The organism is Arthrobacter sp. WCS2018Hpa-7 (assembly GCF_031843805.1).
GTDB lineage: Bacteria > Actinomycetota > Actinomycetes > Actinomycetales > Micrococcaceae > Arthrobacter.
Map to the genome: position 1 here is coordinate 264,305 of NZ_JAVTJB010000001.1, position 19,450 is coordinate 283,754.

Below are 19,450 nucleotides of genomic sequence, written 5' to 3' on the forward strand. Positions count from 1 at the left end.
CGTAACCGCATCGATACCAAGTAACCTGCCGATATAGATCAGAAGGTTGCTGCGGGCCTTCATGGCGGGGTATTTGAGCGGTCACTGCTCCCCACTGGAGACTGTTTCGATTTGTTTACCCAGTGTTGCCTATGGAAACATGGGAAGTGTGGATGAACTTGAAGCACTGCAGACTATCGGCCGATTGATCAAAGAAGAACGGCTGGCCCAAGGATTGAGCCAGGTGCAGTTGGCCAAGCAGGCAGGTACCGCCATCAAGACCGTCCGAACGCTGGAATCGGGAACGCGGCGCACCCAGGAAATCAATCAGCGCAAGCTTGAGCATGCGCTGGGATGGCGCGCAGGGTCCGTATCAGAGGTCCTCAAAGGAAAATCGACCTTTGCCCCGGAAATGATCACGCCGGATGACATGCGCTCAGGAGACGAACCACGGCAGGGGCCTCCCCGCATCGCCGTCCCCGCTGCTCCCATTGCCCGGGCGTCACACCTTTCCGATGAAGAACTCCTCGCTGAGCTCACGTACCGGATGATGCACCGCAACAGGGGCTGAGTATCGCCGCCTCATTTACCCGGCCGGCTCATTAACCGGATTGGCTCAATTACCCGCTTGGCGCCGCACCATCTCGTTGATCCAGCTGGGCGCGAATGGTGATGTGCAGTTAGGCGGCGTGGGGTAGTCCTTGAGGACCTCCAAGCGCTCACCGATATCCAGGGCCCTGGCCCGGTGTTCCGGAAATTCGATCCCGATCATGGCAAGGCATTGGTTCATGGCCCACTGGAGACGGTCCGGTGAGTCCTTCATGGTGGCCTCGATAATATCCAGCAGGACCACAGTGTCCAGTCCGTCCGGCTTCTTGACCACCCGTTCCGATGTCAGCGCCCATCCTGCGCTGGCCACCACAGGATCGGTGTCGGCGAACCAGGCCACCCGCAGCGCTTCGGAGTGCGGACTCTTCTTGACCACGTAATTCACCAGCCAGTCCTGCACCTTGGGGGTCCGCGCTTCCCGGAGCATGGTGTCCAGTTCGTCCCGCTCAAAGGCCTTGGGCCGGCAGACCAGCAGGGACAACAACCTGGCCGCGGTGTCACCCGTGGCCCACAATTCACGTGATAGCTCCTGCTGCGTCTTCAGTCTCTTCGCGACGGCGCGCAGCTTGCTGAGGTTCACGCCGTGGTCGTCACCGTGTTTTTCGTTGATTTCCCGTGCACGGGGTTCTTCCAGCGCCGCCAACTCGGCCATCAGCCCGGCCACTGTAGTGTCGAGCACTGTTGTTCCAGCCACTGCGGCCTCCTGTCCGTCGCGTATGGACTTCAGGGTACTAGCTCCGGGCCGGGTTACCAGGTCCGGGCCGGTTACGACGTCCAGGCCGGGTTACCACGCCCAATCAGACTGTTGGTTCCGGACAGCGCGATGGCAGCCCGCTTCCGCGCGGATGTCCGCGGCGGCGGCGAACTGCCATCCCGTTGAGGAAATTGCTACTTGTCGCCCTTCAGCAGACCGGCAATCTTCGAACCCAGTCCCTTGACGTTCTCGGCTACATCTCCGGCGATTTCCTTGGACTTCTCCGCGACGTCTCCCGCCAATTCCTTGGCATTTTCTCCTACATCGCCCGAGAAGAATTCTTTGACATTCTCAGCGGCGTCTCCTGCGAACTCTTTGACATTCTCAGCAGCATCACCGGCGAATTCCTTGACGTTCTCTACAGCTTCACCCGCAAATTCCTTGGCATTTTCAAGCGCTTCACCAGCCGTGTCTTTGGCGTTTCCTGCTGCGCCGTTCACCGCTTCGGCTCCCGTGGTTTCTTCACTCATGGTGTTCTCCTTTTTAACGGTCGGATTTGTGACGTGCCAATGGAGGTTTCCCTCTTGGATTCAACCTATGGGCTTGAGCTTGCGTTCTGCAATGTCAGCGGACACGCTCCGCCTTGGTAAACCTGGATCGGGCACCGGAAACCATGTGAACCAGAACGGGGGTCTTTTGACCGATGACCAGGTCCAAGGCTTCAACCAGCTGTGATACTTCGGCAGCCAGCAGATGCGGCGCTACTCCTTGCCGGGGTTGAATCCGGATGCGCAGCCCGGGCCTTCCCCGCACCTCGTAGGTCGCCACTGAAGCGGCTGCGAGGTCGGTCCTCTCAGCGAGTGCCGCCCTCAGGGCTTGCTCGGCGACGCCACCACCGATCCGGACTTCTCCGTCGATGTGGCTGTCGTCATCGCTGACGACCAGGAGGTTGGCCCTGCCCTTACCCTGCTGCGACAACCAGGCGACCATGGCGATAATGATGGCCACAAGGACTGCGCCGGCCACAATCCACAGCCAGCTTTCCTCACGTCCGGGGAAGCGTGTTTGGCGGAAGGCATTTTCCATCCCGGCCCATGCACCGGCGGACCAGCCATGCCACCAAGCTGCAACAGCGGGCACGGTGGCCAACAGCAGGAGAAGTAATCCGACGGCCAGGAGTTTCACCCCGATGATGAACAGGAGCACACGATTAAGAGCCCTCGGTGTTCCGTTCACGCGCCAATCACCCCCGACGACGCCAGGTTGACCCGCACGGAAGGCATCGGCACGGGAGACATCTCTTCAAGTTCCGCTTGAACGGCTGCCAGCACAGCCTGCTCGCTCACCCTGCTGCCAGACGTAGGCCGCACATTGACCACCACCAGCTGCCGGGAAACGATCACCATGACCTGTTCCTGGGTAACGTTCGCGGCGGTTCGTGCACGGCGCGCAAGCGCTGAGGCAAGCACTTCGTCATCAACCACGACGGCGGTACGCGGGTCCCGGAGCAGATGCCGGGCACGCCTGCCGGGCAGCACTGCGTGGAGGAAGAAGAACAGTCCCACCATGGCAACCACAGCGCCACTGGCACCAAGCAACAGTGGGGAAATACCTTCAGGGAGTGCGCTGATTCGCCCGGCCGCCGTGGTGGGATCGATCAGCCACGGCGGTTGACCAACTGCCCGCACGCCTGCCTCGAGCAGGGCGTAGAGGCAGAGGACAATGACCAGTACGGCGGCAATGGCGGCAGCGCCGGCCCGGGAGGAATGGGTTTCACGGCGGAGGATCCGGCTCATTTCGGGGTCCTCGCCCGCCACCGGTCCAGCTCCTGCGTATCCCTCCAATTGGGTGTGCTGATCCTTGGTGTTCCGGTTCTGGGTTTCCTGATCCTGTGTCACTGAACGCGGCCTCCCTCCGTGACGTGGGCTCCGCTGATCCTGATGTCCACTCTGCTCAGCTGGGATCCGCTGAGTCGCGTGACCGTCTCAAGAACAGTGGCCTTGGCAGCTACCGCACGGTCCCAGATGGAGCCGCCGAAGCCTTGGACGCGCAGCGGGTCCCGCAGGACTTCGGTCAAAGCCGGGATGCTGATAGGTGCCACGATCGACAAAGCCAGCAGGCCGTCGTCGTCCGCCCAATCAGCGCGGATGTCGTTGGCCTCAACGCCGAGAGCCTCAGAGGCGGCGGCGCGCGCCAAGGATGTCAAAGCCTGGGTACTGATCCGGTTGTGGCCGGCCAGGCTGCTGGTGGAGTCCACAGCCTCAGCCACGCTCATGACGAAGAGCGCCGGCCCGTAATGGCGTCCAGGACGCTGCGGAGATCCAGTTTTCCGTCGGCGGCCCGGCCGAGCAGCGCTCCGATGCCCATGAACAGCAGTGAGATCAGGAATCCCCACAGTCCAAAGGAAAAGGACATGAACGCCACGAAGGCGCCGATTGCGATTCCAACAACGGTCATGCTCACTGGAGTGCCTCCCTTTCCACTACGGCTGGCTTGATTCCCGCAGGTTTGACCGGCGGAGCCACGTACACGTCATTGATCTCGATGTTGACCTCGATGACCTGGAGGCCAACGAGCTCTTCCACCGCGCGGAAAACGGCGCTCCGGACCTGGTTGGCGACACTGTGCAGGGGGTGCCCGTAGAGGGCGACAAGATTGATGTCCACGGCCACTTGGGTCTCGCCGACTTCCGCGCGCACGCCCGCTGCGTGGTCGGAACTGCCGACGGCATCGCGAATCGCGCCGAGCGCGCGGGACGGCCCCGAACCCAACGAGTACACGCCAGGCACCGTGCGGGCAGCAATGCCGGCAACCTTGGCAACCGCCGCCTCGGAGATGATGGTGCGTCCAGTACCCAGGATCTCGCCCCCAGGCACAGGATCAAGCTGCACGTTCTGGTCTTCCATGGAGCACTCCCCTTCTCTTGAGTACCACCCTAGCGTCTAGCTCCGACGCTTTGGGCGAAGCGTCAGAGAGAAGGGAGTGCGCGCGGCGGCGACTACTGGCAGTTCTTTTCCATCCAGTCCTGGATGGGCTTCATCAGCTCTTCGAACTTCCCGTCACCATACTTGCTGAAGTCCGAGCCCGCGGCCTCCGTGAAGGCCCTCAGCTTTTCGAAGGACGGCTTCAACTCTTCCGGAACTTTGCCCTGCATCTGGGACAATTCCTGCTTTGCTTTGTCTATGTCCTCCGGGTTCCCGCCCATCAGCCCTGCCAACGGCAAGATGGTGACGCTGAGCATGGTGGCACTCACCGAAATACAGGCCTCCGACAGCGACGAGAACTCTCCGTAAGGCCCACCGGTTCCGGTGGTTGCGCCTGTTCCGGCAGTCGTGGCTGGGCTCGCTTCTGTGGCCGGGGCGGAACTGGTACCCACTTCCGCGGCCGGAGCCTCCGAGGACGCGTTGGGCGACGACTGCACGACCGGTGCCGGCATGGAGCAGGCACTCAGCGTGAGGGTAGCGATGAGAAGGGCCACCGAGACCAGGCGGCCGCGCTTGGGCGTAGCTGAACGTGCGATCGTAACCATGGTTCCCCCAGTGGATGCGTGCGATAGACGAGCCGGCGAGGTCAGAATACGCCCAGCGTCCCGCCGTGAACAGAGCCGGGTTATCCACAACGCCCGATTCATGACTGTGTTGGGCTCGATTGCCCCACCTAGACTGGCCGACACATCGCCAAAACAGCTGCTGGGGAGCCTGTCATGCCACGCCTTTCGTCTGCCACTTTTCCTTTAGTCCTGGCCCGGACGGGAGCTGTGGCTGTGGGGCTGGCCCTGCTCCTCAGCAGTTGTCAGGGCGGTACCGCGCCCAGCGCGCCACCCTCCGAACCAAGCTCGACGACGGCGTCGCCCGCCTCGAGGGCTTCGGTTCCGGGGGCTTCGGCTACTCCGGGTAGTCCGCCGACGTCCGCCGTGTACAAGCCCGCGGATGCCAAGGGAAAAGCGCAGAACGTGCCGGTCCCAGTGATGCCCGAGCTGGCGAAAGAGAACTCGAAGGCAGGGCTGGAATCGTTTATTGGGTACTGGTACGCGACGTATTCCTACGCGACTGAGACGGGTGAGCTGACGGAATGGATGGCATCAACCGATACAACGACGAAGTCAGGCGGTGCCTATAAGAAGGCTGTAGAGCTCAATTACATAAATGGACGCTGGGTAGTGGGCGGGCGGATATCGACTCCCGTCATAGAAGTCCTCTGGAAAGAAGGGGCAGACCACCAGTCGGCAAGAGTGCAGGTGCTTCAAGAGCGTATTCAGTACTTTGATGCAGACGGTAGCTCGGGGCAGGAAATGACGCCCGCGCACAACACTGCCGAAGCGGTCATGCTCAGCTATCGGGACGGCAAGTGGCAGGTCACCGACAACGGACTGATTGTCGGTTAACGGTGCAAGCATTTAGATGGAGTCATGTCATCCTCGCCGCCATGACCGCGCACGCTGTACTCGCAGGTTCCTCGGCATTTGCGAAAGATGAACCTCGAGTCAGCATCGGAAAACACGACACGGCCATCGACATCGGCGCGCGTTTCAGAATCGATCCCCAGACAGGGCTGCTAGGCCCCCGCCTCGATGGATCATCCACATCGCAAGCAATCGATGACCCCAACCAGTACATGGCCGACACCCACTGCCGCGCCGATGGACCTGACACCAAGGACCCCGGTTGCGACGCCCTCGAATGCCCGGCAACCACAACCGGCGGAGAAGAAGGCACCCCCGTGATCTGGAAGGAAGCCCCAAGAGCGATCACCAATCCGGGCTGGACCGACTGGATCCCCGTCAGCGGACCCACCTGCCTCTACGACCCCCAACCCGAGAACGTCCTGGCCAACATCGCCGCACGCATCCTGACCGACTTCCAACAACTACCCATCAACCCAGGAACCCTCGAAGCCCAGCCATTCCCGCACACCCTCAAAGGCGGACCCACCAACTTCTACGCCACCACCGCAGAACAAGGCTTCGACGTCACCATCCTCGGCCAAGCCGTCCACCTCACCGCAACACCAGCCAACTACACCTACACCTTCGGCGACGGCAGCACACTAGGCCCAACCCCGGTGGCCGGCTACTCCATCCCCGAAACCGACTGGCTCACCAACGCCACCCGAACCAGCCACACCTACACCGAAACCGGCAACTACCAAGCCACCCTCACCACCAGCTTCACCGGCACCTACTCCGTCAACAACGGACCACCACTACCCATCAACGGAACCCTCGACATCACCACACCAGCCAAAACCATCCACGTCTGGAAAACAGAAAGAGCACTCGTCGCCGACACCTGCCAGCAAAACCCCAACTCCTGGGGCTGCCCAGAAGCTCGGGACTAAGTGGGGAAGCCGACTAAACAGGCAAGTGCGCTAGGCACGTGAGGGGAGGTAGTGGGCAGGCTTCGTACCGCCCCGACCTACTTTGCCCGGCTATGACCTTCGACACGCGCAGAATTACGGTGCGTCGGCTTCTGCGACGAATGAAGGCGAACCAAAGTGGGTGGCGCCGGTACACGCACTCGCTTACTGCGTTAAAGAAGAAAAGCACCAGTTCCGAAGAACTGATGCTTCCCAGTGGTGGCTCCGACCGGCGTCGATCCGGTGACCTTTCGATTTTCAGTCGAACGCTCTACCAACTGAGCTACAGAGCCTAGGTGACACGTCACCTTGAGAACCGAATTTCTTCGGCGCTCAGAGCGACCCTGACGGGACTTGAACCCGCGACCTCCGCCGTGACAGGGCGGCGCGCTAACCAACTGCGCTACAGGGCCTTGCGTTTGCAGTATCTCTACCGCGTTTTTTTCAAGGCTTCTAGCTTACCAGACTTTTTCCATCCGGCTAACCACTTCCTTGCGTACCCCCAACGGGATTCGAACCCGTGCCGCCGCCGTGAAAGGGCGGTGTCCTAGGCCGCTAGACGATGGGGGCCTGAACTCAATTCGGATTTCGCAAAAGAAAATCGACGCTTTACGCGTTCTTTTCCGTGTCTCGCTCGTCCGAACTGGACTCTAAAACTTTAGAGCATAGATGGCGATATTCCCAAATCGAGGTCTGCAGACCTCGCAGGGCCACCCACTTGGGGCCTATCGAGGGGCGGGATCTCACCTCTAAGAAGCACCCAAAGAGTCGAGAGCTAACCTCTCGGCAGCGCGCCACCACATCAACCCGCCGCCGCACACCGAGGGCAGTCCGCAAACTTGGCAGGATCTTGCCCTGACGCGTCCGAAAACCGCCAGCCGCCCCGGCTCAACGGCGGCTAGATTTGGCTCTATGACAACCACCTCCCCGGCCGAACCCGGCCAACCTTCCCCAGACATGCCCCAGCGCACCACCCCCGCGCCGGGAGCAGTCATGAGCAAACTCGGCATCGCCGCCGTGATCGTCACCGTGGTCCTGTGGGCTTCGGCGTTCGTGGGCATCCGCGCGGTCGGCCCCAGCTTCTCCCCCGGATCCTTGACGCTGGGACGGTTGGCGGTTGCCGCCGTCGTGCTTGGAATCGTGGTGCTGCCGACGTTGAAGGTGTGGCCGAGCGGCCGGGAATGGTTGCCGATCGTGGCCTACGGCGTGATGTGGTTCGGCGGTTACAACGTGGCCCTGAACGCCGCGGAACACATGCTCGACGCCGGCACCAGCGCCATGCTGATCAATGTCTCCCCTATTCTGATCGCAATCCTTGCCGGAATCTTCCTCAAGGAGGGCTTCCCCCGCTGGCTGCTGATTGGCAGCGGCGTGGCGTTCTGCGGCGTCGCAATGATCGCGCTGGGTTCCGGACAGCGTTCGACGGCGGACGTCGCCGGCGTGCTGTTGTGCTTGCTTGCCGCTGTGCTCGCCTCGGTGAGCGCGATCCTTCAGAAGCCCGTGCTCCGTAAGTTCACCGCAGGGCAGGCAACGTGGTTCGGGATCATGGTGGGCGCCATTTGCTGCCTGCCGTGGACCGGGCAGTTGATTTCCGAGGTCCAGGCGGCGCCGCTCCCGGCAACGCTGGGCCTGGTCTACTTGGGGATCTTTCCCACGGCCATCGCCTTCACCACCTGGGCGTACGCTTTGTCCCTCATCTCGGCCGGGAAGCTGGCCGCCACCACGTACCTGGTTCCGGGCACCACCATTTTGATTTCGTGGGCCGTGCTTCAGGAAGTCCCCACCATCTGGGGACTGATCGGTGGCGTAGTGTGCCTGGTGGGCGTGGGCCTGACCCGGCGTCGGACCCGCCAGCCCCTCCGCTAGCGGGCCATTCCCACCAAAAGTTCACGGTGTGTGGGCGGATTGGCGCCCGGGCGGCCGACGGCAATGGAGGCCGCCATGGAGGCAATGGTGCCGATCCGCTCCATGACGGTGGGTGCCAGTCCGTCGCTGCCCCGAAGGAGCAGTCCCATGATGAGCGCTGCCATGTAGGAATCGCCCGCGCCGATGGTGTCGGCCACTGTTGCCGGGACGGCCGGGACGTTGAGCTGTATGTGCCGAGTGGCCATGAGCGAGCCCTTGACCCCTTGGGTCACTACAACCAACCCGGCGCCCAGGGCCAGGAGGTGCTTCGCGGTGTCCTCAAGCGCCTTGCCGGGGTACAGCCAACGGGCATCGGTCCCGCTGAGCTTCACGACGTCGGTCAGCGGCACTATTTCCTCGAAGAGCGACAAGGCCTCCTGGTGGCTTCCGAGGAGGTCGGCGCGGATGTTGGGATCGTACGTCACCATGCACCCGCCCTGCGCCTGCTCCAGCAAGCTCCGCACAACGCTTGCGCCGGGCTCCAGGAACGTGGCGATGGAGCCCGTGTGCAGGATCCTCGGGGCGTAGGGAAGGGCCAGGGGTGCCAACGCCCAGTCAATGTCAAAGGTGTAGTCAGCTGAACCGTCTGCAGCTATCCGGGCTGTCGCCGTCGCGGTCTTGCCCGCGGACATGGAGCCGGGCAACAGCACCACGCCGGCACTGTGCAGATGTGCCGCGATGGCGTCACCCCGGGCGTCGCGTCCGATGGCCGTCAGCAGGCCGGTTTTGACGTCCAGCAGGCCCAGACCGAAGGCGACGTTGGCCGGAGAACCGCCGGGGTACTCCACCTGGCCATCGGACGACTCAACGATGTCGATCAACGCCTCACCTACAACGACGACGTCGAGGGGTTCAGGCGCGAGGGAAGGGGTGCCGGTCATGCGGTTCCTGTGTCTGTCGAAAAGAGGATTGACTTTCAGTATCTCTCATCACACACAGCGCCGTTGCTGCCTGAGCGGACTAAAGTCAGATCATGCCCGCGAATCTTCCACCCGGCTTGCCCATAGTTCCGGACGGCGAGCGTCCTTCATCGCAGCTCCGGGATCGGAATGCGGTGCACAGCCCTGTTGAGCACACCGACGCTCATGGTACCGCGCCTTTCGAAATGTCCCCCGAAGAATTTGAGGAGGCCGTCAGCGACGCCCTCCAACTGATCCCGCCCAAAGCGGCCAGCTCCATGGACAACGTTGCTGTTTTTATTGAAGACGACTACACGCCCCAGCCGGGCGAAGATCCGGACACTGTGTTGTTGGGACTCTACGAAGGCGTACCCCTGACTGAACGCGATTCCTGGTGGGAAGCCGGTTCCCTGCCGGACCGGATCACCATCTTCAGGCAGCCGATCCTGGACATCTGCAGTACGCGCGAAGAGGTCATCGATGAAGTGGCCATCACGGTGGTCCACGAGATCGCGCACCACTTCGGGATCGACGACGACCGCTTACACGAACTCGGCTGGGGCTAGCCTTATAGACATGGGGCACGACCACAATCACTCTCACGGAGTCACAGCAACCGGCAAGCACCGGAAGCGGCTTATCGCCGTCCTGGCCATCACCTTGGGGGTGGTCGGCATCCAGGTGGTCGGCGCCGTCGTGTCTGGGTCCTTGGCACTGCTGGCTGATGCCGGCCATATGCTCTCTGATGCCGCGGGTGTCTTCATCGCACTGATGGCGGCTTGGATTGCCACGCGTCCAGCCAGTGACCAGCGGACATACGGGTACCAGCGGGCTGAAGTGCTGGCCGCCCTGGCGAACGCGTTGATCCTCATCGTGATCGCTGTGGTGATCATGATCGAAGCCATCCGCCGCTTCGGGGAATCCCCGGAAATCCACACGGACGTCATGCTCTGGGCAGCCATTCTGGGTGCCGTGGCCAACCTTGTCTCGCTCCTGATCCTGCAGGGGGCGCAAAAGGAAAGCCTCAACGTACGTGGCGCCTACCTTGAGGTCCTCGGTGACCTTCTGGGCTCCATTGCGGTCATTGTGGCGGCGATCGTCATCATGACTACAGACTTCAGCGCCGCAGACCCCATTGCATCGATGTTGATCGCAGTGATGATCATCCCCCGCGCCTGGCATCTGCTTCGCGACGTGGTGGATGTCCTCCTGGAGGCGACACCAAAAGGCGTGGACGTGAATATGATCCGCGAACACATCCTGGCCGTGGATGGTGTGGTGGAAACCCACGACATTCACATCTGGACCATCACTTCCGGCGTTCCCGTGTTCTCTGCCCACGTTGTGGTGGAAGACGAAGTACTTAACGCCAGCGGTGCGGACAGCATCCTTGACCAGTTGGGATCCTGCCTCGGACGGCATTTCGACACCGAGCATTGCACCTTCCAGTTGGAGCCGGTGAGCCACTCGGAACACGAGTCGCACCAGCACGCCTAGCCGGTCCCGCCACCCGCGCCCTCAACAGCCACGGTCCCTGCGGCGCCGTCCACGGTGACGAGCTGTCCGGTGCTGATCCGCGATGTGGCGTCCGGAACCCCCACAACAGCAGGGATGCCGTACTCACGGGCCACCACGGCGCCATGGGAGTTGGGCCCACCCATCTCCATGACCAGCCCTCCGGCCGTGAGGAACAACGGCGTCCAGCCGGGATCCGTTGACGGTGCTACGAGGATTTCTCCCGGCTCCAGGTGCGCCCCAACCGGGTCCATGATGACGCGTGCAGGAGCTGTGGCCCGTCCTGCCGACGCCGGACTGCCGGACAATGTGCCAGGGCGCTGGGACCCGTTGGTCCCGGGCGCGGCTTCCGGTTCGGTGCCATCCGACATGAGCACCCGCGGTATGTGCCTTCGCCGCAGTTCCTGCCCGTAGGTGGCGCGTCGCTCAGCTACCAACTCCTGCAGGTCATCACCGGCCAGCGCGGTCTCGGCTTCGTCGAGGTCCAGGAAGAAGATGTCCTCGGGGCGTTCGATCCGATGCGATGCCGCAAGCTCATTCCCGATGAGAAGCAACTGCTTCCGTGCAACGGATAGTCCCAGGACCAGGTTGTACTTGGGCAGCTCGCGCAGTCCCGCGAACCTCCGTGTCCGGTCCAACGCCATGCGAACCACAGCCGCGTGCAAAGGGCTCTTTGTCCTGGCCCGGGCGACGAGACGCGATACTTGTTCATCAGCATCACGGGCTGCCCGCGCGAACTGCTGGTCCGGCGCCTCTGAGCCGTCCGCCAGCCTCGAGTAGTTGGTGACGACGCCAAGAATGTGGGTGGGGTCGTCTGACCAGCGCGGCATGCCAAGGTCGATCTCGGCGACGGCACGGTGTCCGAAGGTACCCAGGAATGAACTCAATCCGGTCTGGGCGACGGCGGGGAGGCTTCCGTCCCGATACTGCTCCGTCAGTTCTGCCGCCGTTCGACCGGTCATGGAGGCAACGGCGTCGGGGTCTTTCCGAATCCCAGCGGCAAGCTGCCACAGCGCCAGGTCCATCTCGGTAGTGACGTTGTTGGGAAGGCCGCGGAGCACCGTTTGGAGTTCGTCATAGGGAGCTTGCCCGCCCAACAGCTTCTTGACCAGCGCAAGCATGGCAAAGCCGAGCGCGGGAAGGGGCAGCACCTGGGGGACCGTGGCGAAAACTTCCTCTCCGAGGATTCGCTGGACGTGGCTGATCCGTTGATGAGCCGTTGCTTGCTGCGGGACGGCCAAGGTGTTGCGCAGATCGGAGCCAAGCCTCTCCACACGTTTCAACGCCGAAGCCGGGCGGAACAGGCCACGGAACAGCGTCTCGGGAACACGGTATTTGGCCGCAACCGGAGCGACGTGGCGAATCAGTTTCAAGGGTGTCCTGGTGGTCACCGAGAAGCGTGGATCGGCAAAGAGGCCACGGATCAGAACGGCTGAACGGGCCTCCATGACATCGAAAACCCGGGGCACGATCGCCCGGCCAACCCTGCTCCGCACCACCGCAGTGAGGTCAAAGAAGATGCGCTGCCCCGCCTCGTAGTACGGCGGTGGGCCGGACCGGGGATCCGGAACATCGAAGGCCGCGGTCCGGGCGACGCAGGAGGCGATGAGCCGAATGCCGGCCAAGCCCATGGGAGTCAGCGGTCTGGTGAGACCCTGGGCGAGGCTGAAGTTCAGGAAGGCGTGCTCTCCCGGGACCGGAGGGGTGCGTGTGGTTTGCGGGTACAGGGTAGTGATGGGCCGGGCCTGGGTGAGCCACAATTTTCCCTCATGGTCTATGGCCCACTCGGTGTCCTGCGGGGCTCCGTAATGCAACTGGACCTCGCGGCCCAAGTCCACGAGTGCCAACACCTGGTGATCGCTGAGGCAGTGCTGAGGATTTGCATCGCCGGGCAGGTCCTGTGAGGATCCGGCGCTGCGTTCAACGCGTTCCGTGCCGCCGCCAGGGATGGCCCTGATCTCCACTTGCCTGTCCCCCACGGTCCTTTTCACCATGGCACCGCGACGGACATCCACCACATACTGATCCGGATTCACGGCTCCGGAAACAACGGCCTCTCCCAGGCCCGGGCTGGCGTCGATCACTGTCTCTTGCCGGTTTCCTGTCACCGGGTTGGCGGTGAACATGACGCCGGCGGTGGCTGAGTCCACCATCTCCTGCACCACCACAGCCAGGGTCACCGACGCGTGATCGATCCCGTTGGTGGTCCTGTAGGTCACGGCACGGTCTGTCCACAGTGAAGCCCAGCAGCGGCTCACAGCCTCCAAGACCGAGTCCGCTCCCACCACGTTCAGGAAGGTATCCTGCTGACCGGCGAAGCTTGCGAAGGCCAGATCCTCCGCGGTAGCTGAAGACCTGACGGCAACGGGGACGTCCTCGCCCAACTGCTGATAGGCGGACCGCAGCGCTTCGGCGACCACGTCGGGAACGCCGGCGTCCAGCACCAAGGACCGTGCGCGTGCGGCAAGCCCGTTCAGCTGGTCCAGGTGGGAAGCATCGGTCTCTTTCAGTGCCGCAAAGACCCCGTCCAGGCCAATGGCAGAGAGGGCGTGCCGGTAGGCAGCGGTTGTCAGGCAGAATCCAGGCGGTACGGGCAGGCCGGCGCTGGTCAGCTCACCCAGGTTGGCAGCCTTGCCCCCCACTTCAGGAAGCATTGCCCCACTGATGCCGGCGATGTCCAGAGTGAACACCGTGCCGGACGCAACGTTATAGCGATCCTGCCCTTGTTCCCCGGTCTCCTGGCCGTCCATGGAGGATGGGCCCGAGGCTAAGCTGCGCCGAGCATCGGCCCAAACTTGTGACGGTCGGCAAGCCGCGGATCCTCACGATCCGGGACGACCAGCACAGGCCCCTTCGCATGGTGGAGGACGCCGTCCGAGGTGGAACCGAGCAGCATACCCGCGAACCCGCCGCGGCCTCGTGTTCCCAAGACCACCAGTTCAACGCTGCGGCTGATTTCCACCAGCACGTCCACTGGTGAACCGTCCCGGAGGTCCGTCTCAATGGGAAGCTGGGGGAAGTGGCTCCTGAGCCAGGCAACACCGGCGTCAAGTTGGACCCTGATATCCGCAAAGAGGGCGTCGCGGTCCAACGGAGCCGGCACCCAGGCCAGGGACCCGCTGTACTGAGGTACAGCGCAAATGACGCGGAGCTTGGCTCCCATGCGCTGCGCTTGCTCAGCCGCTTCGAGTACTGCCACGCGGGCTTGCTCGGAGCCGTCGACACCAACTGCAACCACGTTTTCGACTGCGCGAGGGCCAGCCTTGGCGTGCTCAGCCTTGATGTGCTTGTCTTCAGTGTTTTCGCCGAGACGGTCGGCGCAGTACAGCGGGACCGTGACGGTGGGGCATTTGGCGTGGGCAGGCAATGCGCTGCTGACAGATCCCAAAAGGCGTCCAACGAAGCCTCCGCGGCCCCGGCTGCCAAAAACGAGGAGCGCGGCTTCTGCCGAAAGATCCAGGAGGACACCGGCAGCGTCGCCGTTCTCCACCGAAGCGTCCACGTCTATGGAATACCCGGAGATCTTGTCCATAGCCTGTTTCACGATCGCGTCCGCGCCTTCGCGGATCACCGAGTCATCCACTGTTGCGTAGCCGCCATCCAGCCCTGATGCGGCAAAGATGGGTACGGAATAGGCCGTGACGATGTGCAAGGGCAACTGACGGCGTTCGGCTTCACGTGCCGCCCATACCAACGCACACTGCCCGTGCTCAGAACCGTCAACTCCAACGACAATGCCGCCTGGCGCCACTGCCTGGTCCTGGCCGTCCTGTGGCTCTTCATTGTGCCTGCTGTGCTGGTCCATGGGGCCCGCCTCTCCACCTGCTGCTTGATGTTCCGGCCATTCTGCCAGAGGTTCTCCGGCTCGGATTCCCTACTGGCGCCGTTGTCAATGGCCGGGGCAGAAGAAACCTGGAAATTCCTCCTCCCAATGCCCACTATTCTCGGTCGTCAACGCCGAATCAAGGTGACTTTTGGCTATGTGTATAACGGTCCGGGCTCGGTTGCAGGGGGCGCATTTTGCACTGGGGATGAACAACGCAAACACGCGGACTCGGGAGGCTATCCATGGCAGAAAAAGTTCGGTAGTGTTCGAGTCACCGAATGGCCGGCAAACGTGTTCCACAGCACTTTCCGGCCATTTATTGCGGCCGCTTGGGGAACTCGGACGCGACCCCATGCGATGCCTAACGGCACACACGTCAAGGAGGAACCAAGCAGTGTCACTCACGCCTGATTCCGCCACGGAACGCACCACCACCGTGGTCATCGGAGCCGGCCTGTCCGGCTTGGCAGTTGCCAGTGAGCTCAGCCGCTACGGCGTGGGCTCCATAGTGGTGGACGGGTTTGGCGCGTTGTCCACAACCGGGCCGTCAGTCCACACAGGCATGCTTCAACGCTGCGATGCAGCCGACCCCGCAGCCATGCAGGAACGCAACGAGATCCTCCGCCACCTGCGGAACTATGCAGCAAGCCATCACCTGGATGTCCGCAGCACCACGCGGGCTGTCCGCCTCGATTTCCTTGGCTCCGACCCTTCCCAACAGATCGGCTACGGACTGGCCGCCAGCATGACCACCGCCGGGCTCAGGACTGGGCTCCACGCCTCAGGCCCCCTTGAATCCACCCGCCGCCAGTGGGCCGTCCACACTGCCAACGGCGTTCTTCTGGCGGACCACATTGTGGTCACGCGCTGCGCGCAGAGCCAATTGCGCCGCATGCTGGCCGAACTTGGCATTGCAATCGGGCAGAACCTGGTGGCTGCAATGCGGGCCGTCGGGATGCACCTTGTAGGAGTCGGTGAACTCATTACGCCCACACCCAAGGAAGTCCTTCGGCAGGCAAAGGCAGTGGGCCAGGCGATATCGTCCAAAGTGGCCCTCACCGCAGGGCCAAGCATCGCCACCGCCTAGCAGAACAAACCCGGACGACTCCAGACAAAGGCCGTCGGGCTATACAGCTGAGGCGCGCTCTATCCCGGCGTCGCACCTGCCTCTGAACTTTTCCGCACATTACTTAACGCCAAAGGCCGGTGCCTTCGAGGACTAATTCCTCAAAGACACCGGCCTTTGGTCTGAAGCGTGAGGCTTATGCGCCAGCGCGTACGTAGGTCAGGGGACCCGTAGCGGTCAACCAGCTGATCGGGTGGATGCCCGTCTGGTTGCCGTTGATGCCACCGCTGATGGCCTGGCCGTTGCCGATGAAGATGGCGACGTGGCCGGACTGAACGATCATGTCACCGGGCTGGGGGTCGCTGACAACCTTGCCGTAGTTCATGAACTGCATGGGGCCGAGGTCACCAACGGGGATGCCTGCGGACCCGAGTGCGCGCTCCACCATGGCGGTGCAGTCCTGCATGATGCCAATCTGGGCGTAAGCCGAGGCAACCATGGCAGCGTTGACGCCACCCACGGCCGGGGCAGCAGCGGGAGCAGGAGCAGCAGCGGCCGGAGCGGCAGCAGCAGCCTTGGCAACAGGAGCCGTTGCGGCGGCAGTGGTGACTGCTGCCTTCTTGGCGACGGGAGCCGGAGCAACCGGAGCAGGCTTCTCGATAACCGGAGCTGCTACGGAAGCAACAGCAGGGCGCTCGAAGTTGACGGTAGCCGTAGCCAGGGCGGTAACAACCTGGGTGGGAGCGTCGGCTGAAACGGTCTCAGCGACCGTGGCCGGGCTGGAATCCCGCTGAACCGGAGCTTCAGCAGCGTGAGCTGCAATGGAGCCGGTCAACACAAGGCCCGAGGCTGCTGCGATAACAGCTGCCTGGCGGCCAGCGCCGGAAGCGTTGCTGGCGACTGCCTTGGAGATGGAGATGAACGGATTAGGACGTACGCTGTCCGCCTTACGACGGCCGCGAAGAATGCGTGAAGACATGAAAGAGCCTCTCCCGATGCCTGCGAGGTTAGCTGTCGGATTCGGATGGGAGTCACCCGGCCACTATCCCCCGCTGTTCAGCGGAAGCTTCGTGACTTCACCCCAAGGCACGCTCGAAAGCGACCTAAAATGGGTTCCCCGTCTCTGCCGTAAGGTTTGTCTGCGAACGGATTCCGGACTGCGGCAGAGCTAGGCAATCAGGCCGGAAGTGCCCGTTACGTGGAACAGGCACAGGTACTACCGTACGCGATGATCACGCGGAAGTCACATTTAAGTAACGAGAAGCGCGCTTCCGGCGTGTCGCAGTAACCGTTTCGAGATCTTCGCAGCTACGTAGAAAACCCTGTTATTCCGCGGGAGAATCGCCATCTGAGTCGTTCGAAGCAGCGAGTTTCCTCCGCGCTGTAACAGCCAGAAAAATAACGAGACCGACAGCAACAACCGCCAAGCCCACAATGCTCCACGGGAAGGGCTGGGAGGCATCCGCGGCTGGCTCGCTGTTACCGGTTCCCGGTGCAGCCGTTCCCGGCGCTGCGGTCCCCGCCGTCGGTACTGCTGCTGAAGGTGCTGAAGCGGACGGCGAGGCTGCCGCCGAGCCGTTGGCCGCCGTCGTGCTTCCTGCGGTGGCCGTGAAGGTAAAGGTGCCCTCAATGGGGTGGGAATCGCTGCTGACGACGCGCCAGACCACTGTGTATTCGCCGCCCGGGGCGCCTTCGCGCAGCTTCTGGACCGCCTGGTTGTCGATGATCTCAACGGGGCCGTCGGCCCAGTTTTCGCCACCTGCCGTGACCGTCACGCCGGAACCGATGGCAAGCGGTCGGTTGTTGAACGTGATGGAGACCGACGCCGGGACCTGCGTCACGGCGGTACCATTGGCCGGCGTCGTGGATTCAGCGACGTCGTGGGCGGACGCGGGAGCCGCAGAAATCAGCAGGGCGGACGCGAAGGCAAGAGCAGCGACGACGGCGGCCAGAAGCGGGCGGATGGTACGCATGGGGCGGTTTCTCCTAGTGTTGGCTTCCTTACAGACTAGGCGAATCGTCCGGAGGGCCCGTACCGGACCGCTTAGGATTTGAGAGCACACTCCCCTCAATCCCCGGAGTCCTTCATGCTTAAACAAGGTTCTGCAGTAGACCGCTACTTCAAAATTACTGAACGTGGATCCACGTACTCCAGGGAAATTCGTGGCGGCTTCGCAACGTTCTTCGCCATGAGCTACATCGTGGTGCTGAACCCGCTGATTCTCTCCGGGGCGGATTCCAGTGGGGCCTCCCTCGGTTTCACGGCCGTCGCAGCCACCACGGCCTTCGTAGCGGGCATCCTGACCATCCTCATGGGCGCTTGGGCCAAACACCCGTTCGCCGTGGCAACCGGCCTGGGCGTCAACGCCTTCGTTGCCGTCACAGTCGCCTCGCACCCGGAGCTCACCTGGCCGGACATGATGGGCCTCGTGGTGCTCTCCGGCGTCACCATGCTCATCCTGGTGCTGACCGGTTTCCGTACGGCCGTGTTCAAGGCCGTGCCGGAAGCCCTGAAAACGGCGATCGTTGTAGGTATCGGCCTCTTCATTGCGCTGATCGGGCTGGTCAATGCGGGATTTGTGCGCCGAATTCCCGACGCCGCCGGCACCACGGTTCCCTTGGGCCTGGGCGTGGATGGCAAACTGATGGGCTGGCCTACCTTGGTGTTCGCAGTGGGCCTCATCCTCACCATCGCCTTGGTGGTCCGCAAGGTCCGCGGCGCCATCCTCATCGGTATCGTGGTCTCCACGGCACTGGCCGCCATCCTTGAATTCACCCTCCACATCGGCCCCAGCTTCGACGGCAAGAACGTCAACCCGCGCGGCTGGTCGCTCGTGGCTCCCACACTCTCAGAGTGGGGCGCCCCGGATCTGTCCCTTATCGGCAAAGCCAACCCGTTCGGCGCCTTTGAGCATCTCGGGTTCATCGCAGCGGCCCTGCTGGCATTCGTGATCCTCCTGAGCATCTTCTTCGACGCCATGGGCACCATGGTGGGCCTGGCCAACGAGGCCGGGACGGTGGACAAGGACGGCAACATCCCCAACGTGGACCGTGTCCTGCAGGTGGATGCCCTCGGCGCGATCGTGGGTGGTGGCGCTTCGGTTTCCTCCAACCAGATCTTTGTTGAGTCCGGCGCCGGCATCGGTGAAGGCGCCCGCACCGGCCTGGCGTCGATCGTCACCGGCGTGCTGTTCCTGGTGGCCATGTTCTTCACGCCTCTGATCAACCTTGTCCCCTTCGAAGCCGTGGCCCCGGCCTTGGTGGTTGTGGGCTTCATGATGGTTTCCCAGGTGGGCAAGATCGATTGGCAGGACTGGGGCGTCGGCATTCCCGCGTTCCTGACCATCTCCCTCATGCCGTTCACGTACTCGATCGCCAACGGTCTCGGCGCCGGCTTCATCTCCTACGTCCTCATCCGCACTTTCCAGGGCCGCGCCCGCGAAGTCCACCCGCTCATGTGGGCTGTGGCCGCTGCGTTCCTGCTGTTCTTCGGCATTGGAACCGTGGAGGAATTGCTGGGGGTCAAGTAGGCCCTTCGCCGAGACGGCATTTAATGACAGTGTTTGGCGAGAACATTGTCATTAAATGCCGTCTCGAGGCGT

Annotated in this window: 21 protein-coding genes, 3 tRNA genes and 1 riboswitch; of the genes, 8 read left to right on the forward strand and 16 right to left on the reverse strand. The window is 62.7% G+C overall.

Going from position 1 to position 19,450, the window contains the following annotated elements; genetic code table 11:
* Window positions 1-139: 139 nt before the first annotated feature.
* Window positions 140-550 carry a helix-turn-helix transcriptional regulator gene (locus tag RQH14_RS01220; RefSeq protein ID WP_311211520.1) on the forward strand — a complete coding sequence of 137 codons (411 nt, stop codon included), beginning with the start codon at window positions 140-142 and terminating at the stop codon, window positions 548-550.
* 45 nt (window positions 551-595) lie between these two features.
* On the opposite strand, the gene RQH14_RS01225 is transcribed toward RQH14_RS01220, so the two are convergent.
* The 8 genes from RQH14_RS01225 to RQH14_RS01260 all read right to left on the reverse strand — a co-directional run bounded on the left by RQH14_RS01225 (window position 596) and on the right by RQH14_RS01260 (window position 4,811).
* Window positions 596-1,282: a DNA alkylation repair protein gene (locus RQH14_RS01225; RefSeq protein ID WP_396136263.1), complete on the reverse strand. Its 687-nt coding sequence runs from the start codon at window positions 1,280-1,282 to the stop codon at window positions 596-598.
* Window positions 1,283-1,476: 194 nt separating this feature from the next.
* Complete coding sequence (locus RQH14_RS01230; protein WP_311211521.1) at window positions 1,477-1,812, reverse strand: hypothetical protein; 336 nt, start codon at window positions 1,810-1,812, stop codon at window positions 1,477-1,479.
* Window positions 1,813-1,906: 94 nt separating this feature from the next.
* On the reverse strand, window positions 1,907-2,518 hold the full coding sequence (locus RQH14_RS01235) for a hypothetical protein (RefSeq protein ID WP_311211522.1): 612 nt from the start codon (window positions 2,516-2,518) through the stop codon (window positions 1,907-1,909).
* Window positions 2,515-3,180 carry a DUF6286 domain-containing protein gene (locus tag RQH14_RS01240; protein ID WP_311211523.1) on the reverse strand — a complete coding sequence of 222 codons (666 nt, stop codon included), beginning with the start codon at window positions 3,178-3,180 and terminating at the stop codon, window positions 2,515-2,517. Before RQH14_RS01240 ends, RQH14_RS01235 begins: the two co-directional genes overlap by 4 nt.
* Window positions 3,177-3,557, reverse strand: coding sequence for a hypothetical protein (locus RQH14_RS01245; RefSeq protein ID WP_311211524.1), 381 nt, complete (start codon window positions 3,555-3,557; stop codon window positions 3,177-3,179). Before RQH14_RS01245 ends, RQH14_RS01240 begins: the two co-directional genes overlap by 4 nt.
* Entirely contained in the window at window positions 3,554-3,745 is a 192-nt protein-coding gene (locus tag RQH14_RS01250; RefSeq protein WP_026542624.1) for a DUF2273 domain-containing protein, read from the reverse strand. The genes RQH14_RS01245 and RQH14_RS01250 overlap by 4 nt, the downstream gene beginning before the upstream one ends.
* Entirely contained in the window at window positions 3,742-4,188 is a 447-nt protein-coding gene (locus RQH14_RS01255; protein ID WP_311211525.1) for an Asp23/Gls24 family envelope stress response protein, read from the reverse strand. Before RQH14_RS01255 ends, RQH14_RS01250 begins: the two co-directional genes overlap by 4 nt.
* A 92-nt stretch (window positions 4,189-4,280) precedes the next feature.
* A complete protein-coding gene (locus tag RQH14_RS01260) occupies window positions 4,281-4,811 on the reverse strand; it encodes a hypothetical protein (protein WP_311211526.1) in 531 nt (176 codons plus the stop codon).
* Between the two features lie 174 nt (window positions 4,812-4,985).
* Between RQH14_RS01260 and RQH14_RS01265 the strand changes: the two genes are divergently transcribed.
* Together RQH14_RS01265 and RQH14_RS01270 are read left to right on the forward strand one after the other, a co-directional pair.
* Window positions 4,986-5,666 (forward strand): DUF6318 family protein, encoded by a 681-nt coding sequence (locus RQH14_RS01265; protein WP_311211527.1) that lies wholly within the window; start codon window positions 4,986-4,988, stop codon window positions 5,664-5,666.
* Window positions 5,667-5,707: 41 nt separating this feature from the next.
* Window positions 5,708-6,619, forward strand: coding sequence for a PKD domain-containing protein (locus RQH14_RS01270; RefSeq protein WP_311211528.1), 912 nt, complete (start codon window positions 5,708-5,710; stop codon window positions 6,617-6,619).
* A 235-nt stretch (window positions 6,620-6,854) separates the two neighbouring features.
* On the opposite strand, the gene RQH14_RS01275 is transcribed toward RQH14_RS01270, so the two are convergent.
* The 3 genes from RQH14_RS01275 to RQH14_RS01285 form a co-directional block, all read right to left on the reverse strand.
* A tRNA-Phe gene (locus RQH14_RS01275) sits at window positions 6,855-6,930 on the reverse strand.
* A gap of 46 nt (window positions 6,931-6,976) precedes the next feature.
* A tRNA-Asp gene (locus RQH14_RS01280) sits at window positions 6,977-7,050 on the reverse strand.
* An 84-nt stretch (window positions 7,051-7,134) separates the two neighbouring features.
* Window positions 7,135-7,207, reverse strand: a tRNA-Glu gene (locus RQH14_RS01285).
* Between the two features lie 342 nt (window positions 7,208-7,549).
* Here RQH14_RS01285 and RQH14_RS01290 point away from each other — a divergent pair.
* Window positions 7,550-8,503 carry a DMT family transporter gene (locus RQH14_RS01290; protein ID WP_311211529.1) on the forward strand — a complete coding sequence of 318 codons (954 nt, stop codon included), beginning with the start codon at window positions 7,550-7,552 and terminating at the stop codon, window positions 8,501-8,503.
* Here the strand turns inward: RQH14_RS01290 and RQH14_RS01295 are convergent.
* The gene (locus RQH14_RS01295; protein WP_311211530.1) at window positions 8,500-9,423 is read right to left on the reverse strand and encodes a carbohydrate kinase; all 924 of its coding nucleotides are present in this window, start codon (window positions 9,421-9,423) and stop codon (window positions 8,500-8,502) included. The two genes, RQH14_RS01290 and RQH14_RS01295, sit on opposite strands and share 4 nt — an antisense overlap.
* 92 nt (window positions 9,424-9,515) lie before the next feature.
* On the opposite strand from RQH14_RS01295, the gene RQH14_RS01300 reads away from it, so the two are divergent.
* Both RQH14_RS01300 and RQH14_RS01305 read left to right on the forward strand, forming a co-directional pair.
* Window positions 9,516-10,007, forward strand: a complete 492-nt coding sequence (locus tag RQH14_RS01300) for a metallopeptidase family protein (RefSeq protein ID WP_311211531.1) — start codon at window positions 9,516-9,518, stop codon at window positions 10,005-10,007.
* 10 nt (window positions 10,008-10,017) lie between these two features.
* Window positions 10,018-10,938 carry a cation diffusion facilitator family transporter gene (locus RQH14_RS01305; RefSeq protein ID WP_311211532.1) on the forward strand — a complete coding sequence of 307 codons (921 nt, stop codon included), beginning with the start codon at window positions 10,018-10,020 and terminating at the stop codon, window positions 10,936-10,938.
* Here the strand turns inward: RQH14_RS01305 and RQH14_RS01310 are convergent.
* Window positions 10,935-13,706: a PEP/pyruvate-binding domain-containing protein gene (locus tag RQH14_RS01310; protein WP_311211533.1), complete on the reverse strand. Its 2,772-nt coding sequence runs from the start codon at window positions 13,704-13,706 to the stop codon at window positions 10,935-10,937. The genes RQH14_RS01305 and RQH14_RS01310 overlap by 4 nt on opposite strands.
* A gap of 17 nt (window positions 13,707-13,723) precedes the next feature.
* Window positions 13,724-14,761, reverse strand: a complete 1,038-nt coding sequence (locus tag RQH14_RS01315) for a universal stress protein (RefSeq protein WP_311211534.1) — start codon at window positions 14,759-14,761, stop codon at window positions 13,724-13,726.
* Window positions 14,762-15,176: 415 nt separating this feature from the next.
* On the opposite strand from RQH14_RS01315, the gene RQH14_RS01320 reads away from it, so the two are divergent.
* A complete protein-coding gene (locus RQH14_RS01320) occupies window positions 15,177-15,869 on the forward strand; it encodes an FAD-binding protein (RefSeq protein WP_311211535.1) in 693 nt (230 codons plus the stop codon).
* A gap of 175 nt (window positions 15,870-16,044) precedes the next feature.
* On the opposite strand, the gene RQH14_RS01325 is transcribed toward RQH14_RS01320, so the two are convergent.
* A complete protein-coding gene (locus RQH14_RS01325) occupies window positions 16,045-16,827 on the reverse strand; it encodes a hypothetical protein (protein WP_311211536.1) in 783 nt (260 codons plus the stop codon).
* A gap of 3 nt (window positions 16,828-16,830) precedes the next feature.
* A riboswitch (cyclic di-AMP (ydaO/yuaA leader) is annotated at window positions 16,831-17,023 on the reverse strand.
* A gap of 150 nt (window positions 17,024-17,173) precedes the next feature.
* Entirely contained in the window at window positions 17,174-17,821 is a 648-nt protein-coding gene (locus RQH14_RS01330; protein WP_311211537.1) for a copper resistance protein CopC, read from the reverse strand.
* Window positions 17,822-17,935: 114 nt separating this feature from the next.
* Between RQH14_RS01330 and RQH14_RS01335 the strand changes: the two genes are divergently transcribed.
* Window positions 17,936-19,378 (forward strand): NCS2 family permease, encoded by a 1,443-nt coding sequence (locus tag RQH14_RS01335; RefSeq protein ID WP_311211538.1) that lies wholly within the window; start codon window positions 17,936-17,938, stop codon window positions 19,376-19,378.
* Window positions 19,379-19,450: the final 72 nt, after the last annotated feature.